Origin of the sequence: Marinobacterium sp. MBR-111, from assembly GCF_040547585.1 — a bacterium.
In the GTDB taxonomy this organism is placed as follows: Bacteria; Pseudomonadota; Gammaproteobacteria; order Pseudomonadales; family Balneatricaceae; genus Marinobacterium; species Marinobacterium iners.
Window position 1 is genome coordinate 1 of sequence record NZ_JBEPQA010000002.1, and the last position, 13,224, is coordinate 13,224.

Annotated in this window: 20 protein-coding genes; 7 read left to right on the plus strand and 13 right to left on the minus strand. The window is 51.8% G+C overall.

Annotated elements, in window-relative coordinates; all coding sequences use genetic code 11:
* Positions 1–187 precede the first annotated feature (187 nt).
* From ABIE61_RS01530 to ABIE61_RS01565, 8 genes are read right to left on the minus strand one after another with little or no spacing between them, the layout of a single operon-like run.
* The gene (locus tag ABIE61_RS01530) at positions 188–601 is read right to left on the minus strand and encodes a DUF6941 family protein (protein ID WP_354406131.1); all 414 of its coding nucleotides are present in this window, start codon (positions 599–601) and stop codon (positions 188–190) included.
* Positions 594–1,058: a helix-turn-helix transcriptional regulator gene (locus tag ABIE61_RS01535; RefSeq protein WP_354406132.1), complete on the minus strand. Its 465-nt coding sequence runs from the start codon at positions 1,056–1,058 to the stop codon at positions 594–596. The genes ABIE61_RS01530 and ABIE61_RS01535 overlap by 8 nt, the downstream gene beginning before the upstream one ends.
* Complete coding sequence (locus ABIE61_RS01540) at positions 997–1,404, minus strand: hypothetical protein (protein WP_354406134.1); 408 nt, start codon at positions 1,402–1,404, stop codon at positions 997–999. The genes ABIE61_RS01535 and ABIE61_RS01540 overlap by 62 nt, the downstream gene beginning before the upstream one ends.
* Before the next feature lie 57 nt (positions 1,405–1,461).
* Entirely contained in the window at positions 1,462–2,034 is a 573-nt protein-coding gene (locus ABIE61_RS01545) for a hypothetical protein (RefSeq protein WP_354406135.1), read from the minus strand.
* Positions 2,021–2,485, minus strand: a complete 465-nt coding sequence (locus tag ABIE61_RS01550) for a RusA family crossover junction endodeoxyribonuclease (RefSeq protein WP_354406137.1) — start codon at positions 2,483–2,485, stop codon at positions 2,021–2,023. The genes ABIE61_RS01545 and ABIE61_RS01550 overlap by 14 nt, the downstream gene beginning before the upstream one ends.
* The gene (locus ABIE61_RS01555) at positions 2,482–2,961 is read right to left on the minus strand and encodes a recombination protein NinB (RefSeq protein ID WP_354406138.1); all 480 of its coding nucleotides are present in this window, start codon (positions 2,959–2,961) and stop codon (positions 2,482–2,484) included. The genes ABIE61_RS01550 and ABIE61_RS01555 overlap by 4 nt, the downstream gene beginning before the upstream one ends.
* A 5-nt stretch (positions 2,962–2,966) precedes the next feature.
* Positions 2,967–3,515: a replication protein P gene (locus ABIE61_RS01560; protein WP_354406140.1), complete on the minus strand. Its 549-nt coding sequence runs from the start codon at positions 3,513–3,515 to the stop codon at positions 2,967–2,969.
* 7 nt (positions 3,516–3,522) lie between these two features.
* The gene (locus ABIE61_RS01565; RefSeq protein ID WP_354406141.1) at positions 3,523–4,383 is read right to left on the minus strand and encodes a DnaT-like ssDNA-binding domain-containing protein; all 861 of its coding nucleotides are present in this window, start codon (positions 4,381–4,383) and stop codon (positions 3,523–3,525) included.
* Between the two features lie 169 nt (positions 4,384–4,552).
* Here ABIE61_RS01565 and ABIE61_RS01570 point away from each other — a divergent pair, with 169 nt between their 5' ends.
* Entirely contained in the window at positions 4,553–4,786 is a 234-nt protein-coding gene (locus tag ABIE61_RS01570) for a hypothetical protein (RefSeq protein WP_354406143.1), read from the plus strand.
* Positions 4,787–5,221: 435 nt separating this feature from the next.
* On the opposite strand, the gene ABIE61_RS01575 is transcribed toward ABIE61_RS01570, so the two are convergent.
* Positions 5,222–5,758 (minus strand): hypothetical protein, encoded by a 537-nt coding sequence (locus ABIE61_RS01575; protein ID WP_354406145.1) that lies wholly within the window; start codon positions 5,756–5,758, stop codon positions 5,222–5,224.
* A 23-nt stretch (positions 5,759–5,781) separates the two neighbouring features.
* A complete protein-coding gene (locus tag ABIE61_RS01580; RefSeq protein ID WP_354406146.1) occupies positions 5,782–6,144 on the minus strand; it encodes a hypothetical protein in 363 nt (120 codons plus the stop codon).
* A gap of 501 nt (positions 6,145–6,645) precedes the next feature.
* On the opposite strand from ABIE61_RS01580, the gene ABIE61_RS01585 reads away from it, so the two are divergent.
* The 4 genes from ABIE61_RS01585 to tcmP all read left to right on the plus strand — a co-directional run bounded on the left by ABIE61_RS01585 (position 6,646) and on the right by tcmP (position 10,310).
* Positions 6,646–7,611 (plus strand): S24 family peptidase, encoded by a 966-nt coding sequence (locus ABIE61_RS01585; protein WP_354406148.1) that lies wholly within the window; start codon positions 6,646–6,648, stop codon positions 7,609–7,611.
* A gap of 10 nt (positions 7,612–7,621) precedes the next feature.
* Positions 7,622–8,605 (plus strand): helix-turn-helix transcriptional regulator, encoded by a 984-nt coding sequence (locus tag ABIE61_RS01590; RefSeq protein WP_354406150.1) that lies wholly within the window; start codon positions 7,622–7,624, stop codon positions 8,603–8,605.
* Positions 8,606–8,659: 54 nt separating this feature from the next.
* Positions 8,660–9,385 carry a LexA family transcriptional regulator gene (locus tag ABIE61_RS01595; RefSeq protein ID WP_354406152.1) on the plus strand — a complete coding sequence of 242 codons (726 nt, stop codon included), beginning with the start codon at positions 8,660–8,662 and terminating at the stop codon, positions 9,383–9,385.
* A gap of 61 nt (positions 9,386–9,446) precedes the next feature.
* Complete coding sequence (gene tcmP / locus ABIE61_RS01600) at positions 9,447–10,310, plus strand: three-Cys-motif partner protein TcmP (RefSeq protein WP_354406154.1); 864 nt, start codon at positions 9,447–9,449, stop codon at positions 10,308–10,310.
* On the opposite strand, the gene ABIE61_RS01605 is transcribed toward tcmP, so the two are convergent.
* Complete coding sequence (locus ABIE61_RS01605; protein ID WP_354406156.1) at positions 10,288–11,109, minus strand: phage Gp37/Gp68 family protein; 822 nt, start codon at positions 11,107–11,109, stop codon at positions 10,288–10,290. The two genes, tcmP and ABIE61_RS01605, sit on opposite strands and share 23 nt — an antisense overlap.
* A gap of 128 nt (positions 11,110–11,237) precedes the next feature.
* Here ABIE61_RS01605 and ABIE61_RS01610 point away from each other — a divergent pair, with 128 nt between their 5' ends.
* Together ABIE61_RS01610 and ABIE61_RS01615 are read left to right on the plus strand one after the other, a co-directional pair.
* Complete coding sequence (locus ABIE61_RS01610) at positions 11,238–11,420, plus strand: type II toxin-antitoxin system HicA family toxin (protein ID WP_354406158.1); 183 nt, start codon at positions 11,238–11,240, stop codon at positions 11,418–11,420.
* 70 nt (positions 11,421–11,490) lie between these two features.
* A complete protein-coding gene (locus ABIE61_RS01615) occupies positions 11,491–11,898 on the plus strand; it encodes a type II toxin-antitoxin system HicB family antitoxin (RefSeq protein ID WP_354406159.1) in 408 nt (135 codons plus the stop codon).
* A gap of 118 nt (positions 11,899–12,016) precedes the next feature.
* Here the strand turns inward: ABIE61_RS01615 and ABIE61_RS01620 are convergent, their stop codons facing one another.
* Both ABIE61_RS01620 and ABIE61_RS01625 read right to left on the minus strand, forming a co-directional pair.
* Positions 12,017–12,409, minus strand: a complete 393-nt coding sequence (locus ABIE61_RS01620; RefSeq protein ID WP_354406161.1) for a type II toxin-antitoxin system YafO family toxin — start codon at positions 12,407–12,409, stop codon at positions 12,017–12,019.
* A gap of 2 nt (positions 12,410–12,411) precedes the next feature.
* Entirely contained in the window at positions 12,412–12,939 is a 528-nt protein-coding gene (locus tag ABIE61_RS01625) for a hypothetical protein (RefSeq protein ID WP_354406163.1), read from the minus strand.
* Between the last annotated feature and the right edge of the window lie 285 nt (positions 12,940–13,224).

Consider the following 13,224-nt stretch of genomic DNA (forward strand, 5'->3'; position numbering starts at 1 on the left):
TGTGACCAGTGTGACCAGTGTGACCAGTGTGACCAGTGTGACCAGTGTGACCAGTGTGACCAGTGTGACCAGTGTGACCAGTGTGACCAGTGTGAAGAAACTGTAGCTGTGCTCACTGTAGATTGCAAGGAAATACTGTGTAAATTAACAGTTACCAAGACACAAGCTCAAGCTCTTCAATTCTATCTTAATCCTGTTTCGAGCTCGGATCTTCTCCGATTGCTAAACAAGGTCCTGTAACCTCAACCCCATCCACTGAAGCAGTGACAATCAAGGTTGTGGGCTCATCAATTTCCAAGAATGGCATGTCGAAGCCACCGTTGAGCTCCTGCATCGCCCCCTCTATGGATTCCCCGTTTTGATACCCTTCTACTTTTACTTCATGAATTTGCCTATCACCATTCTTAACAGTAACAGCGATGTCTACAGGCTTGTGCACAAGAGGGAACCTCAAGGAGAAGTGGACGCATAGCTTCGGCAACTTTATCGGCATTACTGGCACATACATATGCGTACCATACATGCCGATCAGTGATACTTTGCCACTAATCTCTTGCCTAATGTCGTCACAAAACAGGCCGTATAAACTAATATCATCCATTTTTACTTCCATCCATCGCCGCAGCTACTTCACCTATTGAAACACCAAGCACAGCTGACAAACGCTGAACTGTGGAAAGACGAGGGTCTACCTCACCTTTTTCCAGTTTTGCTACTTGAGGTTGGCTAGTCTCTAGTTTTTTGGCTAGCTCAATTTGTGATAGGCCTGCTTTTAGTCGCAGCGCTTTAAGACTTTGCTTATCGCCAAAGTACTGCTCACCCACCCACGAGCGAGCCTCCTGCATTTCAGCATGCAGACTAGGATCCTCAGCAAGCAAATCACTTATGAAGCTATCAATCGATGATATGTTCTCGCGCGCTGGCAGGAACTCTCGAGCATTTGGGCGAATCTTTTCGCTATCAGGAGAGCTACGTGTAGAAACGCTGTTGTCGAACTTATACTGCGAGGTCGTGATAATCGTGCAGAATACGTTTTGTGAAGCTGTGGTCTGGCTCATAGTTGAAATCCTTTCTGTGGATGACACCAAGCACTACGAAGTTTGCAATACGGTCTAGAGGCAAATATGCATAGATCACTCGGTATGGAAGAGCTCGAGCCCTATCAGGCTCCCATATTTTTATACGGTAAAGGTCATTACCCTGGCGAAATTGCTCCACCCACCGCATAACATCGACCGTCTCTTCATAGTCATCAGTTTTTCTATCGAGCAGTCGTTCTTGAAGCTCGGCGTCAGTCTGCATGTCCTCAAACAATGCAAGAACTTTCAAAGCCCCTGGACGATCGACCGCAATGATGCTTCGAATGTCGTCCTTGGCGTGGTCATGTATCTCAACGGTCTGCACTATATCCAACTCGATATAAGTTTACAATAATCTATTGGTTCTCCATGTACTAATACTCTAACCCACTTTGCTAGAAATCACACCGTTGTACGCGTTTTCTATCCTGATCCCCTCTGCTTGGATCACCAGAGCCCGTACTTGGTCGTAATACCCAAGCTCACGTCCCATCTCATCCCTACCTTTCGCCAGGCGCCCTTCGTACTGTTTCTTGGTCAGGCCCAACCGCCCACACACCACATGAGCAGGCTCATTTGACCAATACCGTTCAGCCAGCAACGTCATGGCGTGCTCCTGTTTGAGAATGCCCTTTACCAGCTTCACCCTAAGGCCTGAACAGCTGATACAGAGCACCTCACTCCCTGTTCCACAGTCGCCACACAGCTGCGGCTTTCCGATCAAGTGCTGCACCACCACAAGCTTCGCATGCTGAGCCCGCGTCATACTCACCGCGCCAATCATAAAGTCATTCGACGTATCCATGCCTGAGGGAGGCGGCAAATCCCCTTTCCACTTCGCCAGTCGCTGCAAATCGTTTTCCGAGTGCCACCCTGCCTGGTGCTGCTCCAGATGGTTCAGGTACACCGCCAGCAGGTTATCGATCCGCTTACGCATTTCCTTATCTACTGCCATCCTCTCCCCCCTTCCCCTGCGCCGACTCAGCATCCACCGGCGTGATCTTCACCCGCACCTGCGGATCCTCGGCATATCGCTTGGTCAAAAACACATCCACCACCTGCGTATCATCCCGCCAGGCCACACCGTTAAGCGCATCACACACCGCCTTCAGGCAGTTATCCGCGTCACACTTCACCGTCGGCATGATGTAACCGGTCAGCGCCTTCTCGCGCTTCTTCTTCGACCAGGACTTCGGTACCGCATGCAGCATGGTCATCTGCAGCAGCACGGGGCCTTGCAGTGGTTGGATGCTGCCCCTCTCCATAACCTGCTGTGCAGCCAGTGCAATCAGGCTTTCATATGCAACGGTCTTCTGCGGGGTGAACATTCGGGCATGACCACCAACACGCCCCACACGCGGACGACCTTTGCCCTGCGGGTTGCCGGGAACGATGAACTCGATCACGACTGCACCTCCCTGTACTGCTCATACACCCTCAAAGCCGGCTCACTCCAATCCACACCCATCTCCACACCTTGGGCATACAGGAACTCGATGAAGTCGCGCCCTTCCTGCACACTGAAGTCCCGGGTCGATGGCCGCAGAGACACCATCCGCTCACCATCAAGACTCGGAACCAAGCGTCCAGGCTTGCGCAGTGGCTCACCCATGGCCTGACGTTCGCGCTCGAACATCTCAACTAGTAGGGCCTTCCAAACCTCGGCGCTGTGTCGTTTGGTGCCATAGAACGTCACCTGCTTGGCGATATCACCGATCATGGCGTGATACTTTCGTTCCTGGTCCCGTGACTTGTTCGGCTTACCGATCGTCACCGCCACGGAGCCACCAGCCCTCACCGCCTGGTTAACCAGCTCCCAAACACGCATCATGCGATCGCGAAGAGAGTCAGGTGACGTAATCACGACCTGTGATTCAGACATACCCATCACACCATCCCTCTCAGCTGAGCCAGCGCATTACGCCCTGCTGTCCGGTCTTTCTCAGTCAGGGGACGCCGACGACCGCGTGTATCCTCCAAAGCAACCGGAATCTCTACATCCAGCTGTTCACCGGCCAATACTCGGCGCGTGGCAATCTCGTAGTTACGACGGAAGCGTTGCTCGATTCGGCCACCCATCTCGGCATGACGCAGGTCGAACCAGCCAGTTTCTCGGCCAGCGACATACACCGCTGGATGGCTCCAGCTAGCCCGACTCGGGTTGTGAGCATTGCTGGCAACTTCTCGGTATGCGCGCTCAGGATCTGGCAAGCCGTGATCAGTCAGGGTGGCGTTCTCGCACAGCTTTCGAAACTGTGGCGCAGTCGGTGGCCATGCATCACCGCTTCGAGCAACTGCCCGCATACCGGAACGCAACTGCTTAGGGTTCAATCCATCCAGACATGCCAGCCAGACGTTATCGCTGTCAGATGAGCCATAGGCACTCACCCAGCGATGGCCGAACATTTGCGTCATGCGCTCCCAGAAAACGCCCATATCGTGATCAGTTAACGTCAATGATCTGCCCCCCTGGGTATGGCTCATAACGGTCTCGATTCGCTTGTCGGACTCGGTCGACAGCGCTGAGTGGTTTGCCGGGTCCGTGAGTAACTGACTGACTGGTTTCACTGGCGGATCCTCCCCGTCGTTTCTTGACAGCTTGCTGAGCAAGTTTCCTGTCCCATTGGTCCTGCGTGTGGAGCCGAGTGGGCTGCGTGACCCAATAGCTCCTGAGTTCGTCGATCAGAGCATCACGTTGCTGAGGTGTCAGGCCTGCCCAATTCACTCTCATTGCACGGCAGTGCCTGATGACACTCTCACTGGGGTACCAATCCCAGGTCATGGCGAAGGACCGACCATCGTGTTGTGCTCCCTGCGCGTGTGATGATGTTGTTGTAATCTCTGACCCTCTGACATGTGTCGGCTTATCAGATTTGAATATGTCGGCTTCTGTGTCGGGTTCGTCGTATGACATAACTTCAACTTGCTGTTTTACCGAATGTTTTTCGGTTTCAGCCATGTCTGAAACTGGGTCGGGTAGGTGTGTCGGCTTAGTGTCGGCTTTTTTCTGGACAGACGTAGACAACCGCGCCAGTGGGCACTCAAACATCAGACGCAACCCTTCACTTCGCTCTATGATCAGCCCCTGTTTGACCAAGTGCTGGGCGGCTCGCCTCACCTGTTGTTTACCGGGCAGGTCTTCTTTGATGCCTGGGGCAGACTCCACCCTGAGCTCACGCGCAAGCCCATGCCAGCTGATCGGGGTAGCAACGCCGACCATTCCGGTTTCGAATGTCATGGATTTACGGATGGCGAACACGTATAGGCGCTGAGCCAGTGCAGGAATACCCATCAGGGCCTCCATCTCCTCCTCCGATATAAAAATGCCCGGCATCCACCTACTCCCGATCACCCTTTCAACTGTTGCCGCTCTCGACTCTGTGTATAGCCGCTCTATACAAGGCGGAGTGCTACTGCCCTTTTGCCCTTTCTTGATACCGTTTTGTTATCCAACCGCTATCAAGGAGCGCCACATGGCCAATCAGCCTCACCGCCACACAACACTGAATACAGTTGTACTGCTCTCAGTCCTGCTCGGCTTTGGTCCATCCAGCCCCAACATCAACATCCAACTGGAGCTGGACGTAATCCAGATCGCAACTGAACAGCACCCTCACTCCCTGCCTACGGGACAGGATAAAAACCCAGCGGCCGAAGATGCTGTTCGGTTGTTGCCCGTCTTTCCGGGCTGTCCGCGACCTTACTGACTCAAGGCGCTGCCCCGCTGCAGCTGTATGACCCCGTGTTTTCAGGAGACCGCCCGGTTAAAGGAATGAAACCCCGTCGATCTGCTGCTGCCTGGTTGTTTCATATCTGGCCACCGACTTCACAGCTATTCGCCAGTCAGCATATTTCCCCTGCTGCCGGGTCGCTCACATGCATTTAGTGCGCCCGGCAATCCCACCGGGCTAAGCTGGATCTCCTGTCAGCTCTTCAGAGAGCCCTGTCACAAGGCGCTGTGAAGAGACCGCCAGATAACCCACTGACGGCGCCGGGATTCCCGTGATAGGTTTGGAGTTCCTACACAACAACCAGCACGGTGCAATTCATGTCCTATCGGTACTCGCTCTACTTCAAGCACGATGGCGACGACTCAAACCCTTCGCACTACACATCCGACTCACCTGTAAACGTCGGCGATATCATTTATTTGGAGAATGGTTGGTATCACTACGTAGCTGAAGTTCTTCCGTCTGGCGCTCGATTGAGGCTGTCCAAATGCGGTGAATCTCCTGAGGAGGCAGCGCTGCTTGCAGAAGACTACGGAGACAGTCGGTAACCAGCTCGCGGGCCTCTATCTGCGTTTCATCCTCTTGGAACTCGGTGCGTGGCCACATCAGGTTGCGCTGAGTGCCGCGCCCGGCGCTGCCCTGAACGGTAATGATCATGGCGGCCAAGAAACGGTTATTGAATGAAGGCGGCTCTTTCAGTTGAAACCGTGGCAGAATCGAGATTTGGCTATGCGGGCCGCAGTTTTCCTTGAGCACCGCCTGTTTCAGGTATTGGAGCCCCAAAGCCAGTGCGGCAACGCCGTTAAAGAAAGCAATCAGCGCCAGCAGCACGAACACCCATACTGTCTGGCCTGTGGTTACCACCACTGCACTCAGGGCCAGCCCAGAAATGGCGCAGAGCACAATCCCCAGCCACAGCAGCAGTCGCGCCAGCAGTCTGAAGTTCATGCGCATTACCAGTGGTTTTCTATTCATTTGTCCTGCCCCAAATTGTGAGGACCACACACGCTCTGCATCTCGCGTATCCCTGCCACCACCTCATTGACGCAATCAGCCAGCGACCTCCCCGACATTTTTTTGATCTCAAAGGCATACCAGAACAGCTTTGTGTTGATCGCCGCATCGATCTGGACTTCCGTGAGCTCTTCAGCGCTCTCAATCACTCCAGCTGAATAAAGCTTTGCGATTTCGTGTTCCTGAAATACTCGTGTTTCAGCCAGCAACGCCTCGCTCTCTTTGCTCTCCAGTCGGGCGATTCGCGCCTCTGCGATCTGAAGAATCTTCTTGGCCTCAGCCACATCCCGCTTTGCTGCATCGATATCGATTGCGTTCACAGCTCTACCCTCATGATTGCTTTTTGAAGCACCCGCACGCAGAAGCTTTAAAAAGGACCGGCGAAAGGGAGAAGCCGGTCAAGGCTCAGCGCCACTGTATGGATCCACACCCCAGCCAACAGATAAAAATTACCGACCCGAACAGCGATACTGGGTCCAGATCGGGAGTCATGCGGCTGAGAGTTCGGGCCAAATTACCGCCCAATCATCAGGGCGAAGCTGTTGACGCGTAACGCAACAATCCGTCTCTCGCTCAACTCGTGCCGCTATTTCAGGCGATGCGACTTTGTTCCCATAGGCAATCTGGCGAAGGTAGCCACGCGTTGTTCCGGTTTTTTGGACCTGCTCGTCGGTTGCTGCTTTCAGCCACTTAAGCAAGGCGTCGTTTCTCATCTGATCATGCTCCAGTTGCAATGCCTGATATTAGATTACCAGATGGTAAACGTAATTCAATACCAACAGGACATTTACCTATAAGTAACCTCATAAGAAACTGCCAATATGGATAAGCGCGAAATAAGAAGACAGAACATGAAGGCGTTGCTGGCACACCTCTACAACGGGGAGCGTGGGGCTCAAGCGCGCTTTGCCTCAATCGTCGGCAAGCAACCGGATTACATCTCCAGATGCATAGCGGACCCATCCAAGAAAGGCTCAAAAACCATAGGCGAGGATTTCGCTGAACTAATCGAGAATACCTTTGGGTTTGAAAGGTACTCATTCAGTTCTGAATCATTTGATCCAGCCGCAGCTAATACGCATAAAAGCCTGATAAAACAGAACGTGACCTACCTGATGGAAAAAGCCGGTATCACCAGCTTTACCCAGGCAGCAGAGCGCGCAAAGCTCAACCAAGCTACTTTGCACCGGATCCTTGAGGGTGAGAGCCGGTACCCTCGTATAGAGAACCTGCAGAAGATCGCCGATCTTTTCGGCATATCAGAGCCTACGGACCTGCTCAAAAAAGATCTAAGCAAGGAGCACCTTAGCAATCAGGGCAACGTAATATCCGCAGATTTCACGCCCAAGGGCCGCCTAAGTGATGAGGAGATCACTATCCCTCAGTTTGATGTACGTGCGGCCATGGGTCCCGGACAGGTTGCATCAGACTATGTCGAGACTGTTCGGCACCTGACCCTGCACAAGCAGTACCTGAAGAATCAAGGGCTTCGTTACTCCGGCGCAAAGCACCTGGCGGTTATCACTGGCTGGGGTCAAAGCATGGAAGGCACCATCAACGATGGCGATCCGGTCATCATAGATCGCGGTGTGCAGACCTTCATAGGCGATGGCGTGTACCTGCTGACTTGGAACGACATGCTCTACATCAAGCGCCTGCAAATGGCGTCTGCTGATACGTTCAAAATGATCAGCGACAACCCAAGCCATGAAAACCAAGAAGTGAATGCAGCCGATATCACTATTCAGGCAAAAGTGCTGATGGTATGGAATGCCAGGAAACTATAGCGAAAGACACATGGCCAGAAGCAAACCGCCGCTAACCGCTGAAGAGAGAGTCGACAATGACAGGCTCAAGGAAATCTGGAACAGCAAGAAGGCTGAGCTAGGGCTCAACCAAGCGTTATTGGCAGACGCAATGAGTATTGGCCAAAGCGCCGTTAGTCACTACCTCAACGGCTACAACAAGCTCAATGCCAAAATTGCAGCAGAGTTTGCAAGTCTTTTGGATGTTGATGTGGCGCAATTTAGCCCAGCACTGGCCATGGAGATTGAATGCATGGCGAGCAAAGCGAAGCACCATGAAGACCAGTCTGACCGCATGACCGTTATAGATAGGATTCAGGCACTGCTCGCGCATCACAATATCCCAAAAAGAGGTGCGAGAAGCGCCCTTCAACGCACATGCGGCATCAGCCACCAGGCTGTGAGCCAATGGTTTACAGGCGAGACGTCAAACATCAAGAACGAGCACTTGGCCGCCATAGCGGACGAATTCGAAAGCAGTCTTGACTGGTTGGTGACCGGCAAAGGCCCGATGATTGTTGGCTCACAGCTTCTAAACCGTGGCGACCAGCTACATCAGGACATTATCAAACGAATAGACGTAGAGCTCATTGCTCGTGGATGGTCCCGTGCTGACTTGGCTAGAGAGCTTGGCAACTATTCCGAACAACGGCTCATGAACTGGTGGAGGCGCGGCATCCCGGCGAATGAATATACTCACATTGCGCAGGTGTTCGATTGGTCCGTGGACAGACTGCTAACGGGCCATATGTGTATGAAAAGTGGCTCGCTATCATCAGGTAGGCGGACCCAGCTAGGCGCAGAAATCGACAACTGGATGGCATCTACCACCCCTCGCTCACGATCCGCTTTGGAGCAGATCGCAACTGCCGCCACCAGTGGTGATTTATCAGAAGCCGACCTGATCATGCTTGAGCAGATCGCTCATAGACTTGCCGACAGCAAGCTCGGCCCAATCACACAAGCAAGGAGCTGATTGCCCATGCAAGCCCTTGCGACAATTGAACCAATAGTTCAACAGGTCAGAGATATGCAGGCTGGTGATCATCGTTCGGAATTCGCTGCCCGGTTAAGCGAAGCATTGAAGAAGAGCGGCCAGGCGCGTCATGGCGCCGGCAGTGTTCTTGCCACCCTTTGCGGCGTTACAACAAAAGGCGCGAACAAGTGGCTTAACGGCGATGCCATGCCTGAGCACGACAAGATCGTGACGATTGCTACCCGTTACGGTATAAGGGCTGAATGGCTAGAATATGGAATTGAGCCAATGATTCCGGCACCCAAAGAAAACCACACCCAGCTTGGCGTGAACGTGGCGCCCGAATGGATGACAGCCCAAGTACCGATCATGGACCAGGCATTTTCAGCCGGCCAAGGTGCGGCAGCTGAGAAGCTGGAAGACTTCGTGGATGGCTTCAAGGACATCAGCCACTCTGACCTGACCGCCCTCAACATCCAGCCGAGTAATGCACGCATCATCAAGATTCGCGGTGACTCCATGTGGTCAACGCTCTGGGATGGTGATGAGGTGCTGGCTGATACCTACGTGCCCCGCCTGATCAGCGGCAAGATCTATGCATTTGAGTTTGATGGTGAGCTGAAGGTAAAGCGCTTCACCAAGAAGATGGACGGCAGCTGGCTGATCTCCAGCGACAACAAAGACGATCCGGCCTATACCGATGAAGTGGTGTCGGCGCACAACGCCCAGCAGCTGCGGGTGATTGCTGAGGTTAAGAAGCTGGTTTCGCGGAATCTTTAATCAGAGTATTGACATCAATTAGCGCAGTAGGAAGTCGCGCTCAAGGACAAAAGGACTGTTTATGAGTGATCACTTCTTTGGTGGGGGATGGACTAGAACAAAGCTGGACCTCCTCCAAGCCTATATTCAGTGCTACACAACTGCAATGAAAAACCAAAGGCTAACACTTCACTATATTGATAGTTTTGCAGGAACAGGTAATCAATCATTTAAAAAAGAAGCCGACCTTTTTACTGAAGACGAAGAAGTAGTACAGATGGAAGGATCAGTGAAAATCGCACTGAAGGAAAGATTCCATCATTATCATTTTATAGAGTTAAAAAAATCACACTTCCAAGCTTTAGAAAGTATTCGGGATAATAATCCAGAGAAAAAAATCGATTTATACCTCGGAGATGCTAACGAGGAAGTTAGAAAACTCTGCAACTCCATTGATTGGCGATACAATAGAGCAGTTCTCTTTTTGGACCCATACGGTATGGAGCTCGAGTGGAGCACTCTGGAAGCAATTCGCAATACTCGCGCAATCGATGTCTGGTTCCTTTTCCCACTTTCTGGCCTGTTCAGAAATGCCGCCACAAAGAAAAGCAAGCTTGATGATGGAAAAATACAAGCTGTTTCACGCATATTAGGTAACGATCAATGGCTTGATGTTTTTTACAGCAGCCCCGAGCCAATGGCCCTTGATCTATTTGATGAACACCAAGAAGACGAGACACGGGAATTAGATGTGAATGGATTAGAGAGTTACGTTACGAATCGTCTTCGGGAGATGTTTCCTTATGTTGAGGCACCTATACGCTTAAATAATAACCGCGGAGTGCCCCATTTTTCCCTTTACTTTGCTATTTCTAATGACCAGCCAAAAGCGTTCGGTCTAGCCAAAAGGCTCTATACTGGAGTCAGGAAAGCACTTCTGACATAGGAATCTCATCATAAATTCGGCCGTTCAATTCTCGGCCATTAACTTTCTTGGAGCGCTTAACTCCATCTGCGCCCCAGCCACCCCACTGTTTAAAGAAAAAGGCGACACCTGCTTTTTCACACTGAATACGAATACGCTCGACCCATTCTTGTTTCATGGGGCGAGCACCTTTTCCTGACTCTCCGCCGACAATAACCCAATGGATATTGGTCAAGTCGATTTCACCAATATCTTCAAGCAATGGCTCAACAGAGAGGAAACGTATCTCAGCGTCAACCTGGCGAAGCGCATCAATCCGCGGAACGCCATACTGCTTGTCTTCCACAGACACGCCGATCCATGCATTTCCGGGCACATTGACGCGGCTTGAAAAGTAATCAGCAAGGCGGTCAGCACGCTTTGTCAGGAGTTGATAAGTATGCCGTGGGGTCTGGCGAATAGTTTCAAAAACACGGTCTATGTATTCAAATGGAACGTCTTCGTGAAACAAGTCGCTCATAGAGTTTACGAAATACATAGTGGGCTTTTGACGCTTTAACGGCTGCGACAGGCGATCAGGCATCAAAGTAAGCTTGAAACCATTCTCGTAACCAGCAGCTCCCATTGCCTGCAAGCGATGGGCCATCACCTCAGCGTAACAATGCTTACAGCCTGGTGAGACCTTGGTACAGCCTGTTACGGGGTTCCATGTCTGCTCAGTCCATTCAATCTTTGACTTAGTACCCATACCAAACCCATGTATATATATCCAGTTAAACCATAAATTGAGGTTAGCACATAGTGCCAAAAAAATCGCCAATTGTTACCCCTTATGGCCTGGACAAGACCGCGTCCTGCAAACCTAATACACACCATACACATTGAATCTTGCAATGAGTGTGTACAGTGTGTATTATTGATTCAACGCATCTACAGAGGAGCCGACTGATGAACAGTCGCGAACTACTGAAGATGCTGGAAGAAGATGGATGGTACATCCACAAGGTGCGGGGGTCGCATCACCAGCTGAAGCACCCCGAAAAAGAAGGCAAGGTTACCTTGCCTCACCCGAAAAAGGATCTGCCATCCAAAACTGTTGCCAGTATCTTGAAGCAAGCCGGGCTGAAGTAGCCCGGCAGCTTTCAGAACTGAACGGATAATAAGGCTGGCAACTACATTAGAATGCATGAAGGTGAAGAAGATGCTGTATCCCGTGGTGATTCATCAAGAGGGAGATAGCGCATACGGTGTGACTGTGCCGGATCTCCCAGGTTGTTTTTCAGCAGGCGATACATTGGAAGAAGCAATCGGTAACGTAGCCGAAGCGATCGACCTGCAACTGGAAACCCTGGTCGAAGACGGGGATGAAATCCCCCAGGCCAGTCGACTGGACGAGCTAACCCATCAGGAGGAGTATAGTGGAGGCGTATGGTTTATGATCGATGTCGATCTGACCAAGTATATGGGCCAGGTAGACCGGCTTAATATTACTTTGCCCCATTTACTTGTAACTAAAATCGATAAAGCAGTGAGCGAAAACAAACTCTTTAAAAGCCGATCCCAGTTTCTGGCCGAGGCTTCCTTAAGACTGTTATCAACGTCACACTAAACCAAGCCCCGCATCTGCGGGGCTTTTTATTGGCTGGTTCAGCAATACTCCCTACAACACCAGCTCCATCCCCATTACCGCATCCTTGCCCAGCACGCGCACCAGCCAGTCATCGGTATCAAAACTGTTGCCTGAAGCGCTCCGCTATCTCACCCAGTTTGAGCGCTACAGAGAAGTCTTTGATCTGGTCGTGCGCGTCAGGACTCAAGAGACCGATGAGCAAAAACACATCCGTCTGTAGCGAGCCCGTGCAGTAAACGAGGTGGTCATCACTGGTGCGCTTGTACTGAATGAGCCTTTCCGGCCAGCCGCCTGCCTGTTTCAGGTGAATGTGCCTGACGTCTTCAAGTAACAGGATTCTGGGTGTGCTTGGGTGGTCATATGGCGCATCGCGGCCAAAGCCAATAGGTGCGATGCCCGTTGTTTTGTAACTGCGGAAGTCATACTCAAGCGCATCCAGCGCTTCGGCGCTGAGCTGTTCTCGAATCATCCCTGATTTGAATACTCGCATGGCTACTCAGTGAACTGCGAAAGCTCGTCAATGCTGCGCTCACGCAGCAGTCGGTTGCCATGAGCGGTGGTGGCCCTCAATTGCTGTGCGCTGAGGTTGAAACGGCCAACCACTCTTTCGGCAGGGATGAACTGACGCACATGAACAAGCAGGGCATTACACATCCTGTGCGCATCATCCAGTTGCTGGATCGCACGTCGATAAGCACCGGCCAGCGGAGCCTGCCACTGCCCCAGCTCTGCGTTGTCCTCAACCGAATGAGCCAAATGAAACCGCAAATACGCTGACATGCCGGTGATCATCTGGTCCATGGTATCGAACAACTCAAACGTTTCCCGCGCAGCATCCACCTCAAATTCAATCTGCAGCGTCAGAACAGAGTCGACTTCTTGTTTCAAGGGCATGATCACGTTATCAAGCGACTCGATCACCCTATCAACCGCCTCAATACCGGCCTGGGCTGCCGCTGCAATATGGTCGGCATTGCCATCAAGAACAACCGGCTCCAGCGCCGAAACCGTCTGCATCATCAGTTGAACGCCGTGTAACAGGTGATTGCCCATATTTGCTGCCCGAGTTGCTCTGCTTAAAAACCGCACACCCACCGGATGGAAGGTAGTCGTCACAGTATAGACGATTGCGCCGACTGAGGCTTTACCTCCCATCAATGGCACGCAGTGCGCGTGCTTCATGCTGTGCGCCTTCAGCCCTACCGAACAACCCTTCATCAGGAAAGTGGCATAGGTACGCTTCACTCTCAAAAATATTTACCTTTTGGTATTGATAATTTAATTACCCTTGGGTAAGTTTGTATC

What these genes read in the sequence shown, in the direction of transcription:
- ABIE61_RS01590 (WP_354406150.1), top strand. Translation starts at nt 7,622, where the DNA reads ATGGCCAGAAGCAAACCGCCGCTAACCGCTGAAGAGAGAGTCGACAAT.
- ABIE61_RS01595 (WP_354406152.1), top strand. Translation starts at nt 8,660, where the DNA reads ATGCAGGCTGGTGATCATCGTTCGGAATTCGCTGCCCGGTTAAGCGAA.
- ABIE61_RS01560 (WP_354406140.1), bottom strand. Translation starts at nt 3,515, where the DNA reads ATGGGCGTTTTCTGGGAGCGCATGACGCAAATGTTCGGCCATCGCTGG.
- ABIE61_RS01625 (WP_354406163.1), bottom strand. Translation starts at nt 12,939, where the DNA reads ATGATGCAGACGGTTTCGGCGCTGGAGCCGGTTGTTCTTGATGGCAAT.
- ABIE61_RS01555 (WP_354406138.1), bottom strand. Translation starts at nt 2,961, where the DNA reads ATGTCTGAATCACAGGTCGTGATTACGTCACCTGACTCTCTTCGCGAT.
- ABIE61_RS01535 (WP_354406132.1), bottom strand. Translation starts at nt 1,058, where the DNA reads ATGAGCCAGACCACAGCTTCACAAAACGTATTCTGCACGATTATCACG.
- ABIE61_RS01570 (WP_354406143.1), top strand. Translation starts at nt 4,553, where the DNA reads ATGGCCAATCAGCCTCACCGCCACACAACACTGAATACAGTTGTACTG.
- ABIE61_RS01575 (WP_354406145.1), bottom strand. Translation starts at nt 5,758, where the DNA reads ATGAACTTCAGACTGCTGGCGCGACTGCTGCTGTGGCTGGGGATTGTG.
- ABIE61_RS01530 (WP_354406131.1), bottom strand. Translation starts at nt 601, where the DNA reads ATGGATGATATTAGTTTATACGGCCTGTTTTGTGACGACATTAGGCAA.
- ABIE61_RS01545 (WP_354406135.1), bottom strand. Translation starts at nt 2,034, where the DNA reads ATGGCAGTAGATAAGGAAATGCGTAAGCGGATCGATAACCTGCTGGCG.
- ABIE61_RS01565 (WP_354406141.1), bottom strand. Translation starts at nt 4,383, where the DNA reads ATGGAGGCCCTGATGGGTATTCCTGCACTGGCTCAGCGCCTATACGTG.
- ABIE61_RS01610 (WP_354406158.1), top strand. Translation starts at nt 11,238, where the DNA reads ATGAACAGTCGCGAACTACTGAAGATGCTGGAAGAAGATGGATGGTAC.
- tcmP (WP_354406154.1), top strand. Translation starts at nt 9,447, where the DNA reads ATGAGTGATCACTTCTTTGGTGGGGGATGGACTAGAACAAAGCTGGAC.
- ABIE61_RS01585 (WP_354406148.1), top strand. Translation starts at nt 6,646, where the DNA reads ATGGATAAGCGCGAAATAAGAAGACAGAACATGAAGGCGTTGCTGGCA.
- ABIE61_RS01620 (WP_354406161.1), bottom strand. Translation starts at nt 12,409, where the DNA reads ATGCGAGTATTCAAATCAGGGATGATTCGAGAACAGCTCAGCGCCGAA.
- ABIE61_RS01615 (WP_354406159.1), top strand. Translation starts at nt 11,491, where the DNA reads ATGCTGTATCCCGTGGTGATTCATCAAGAGGGAGATAGCGCATACGGT.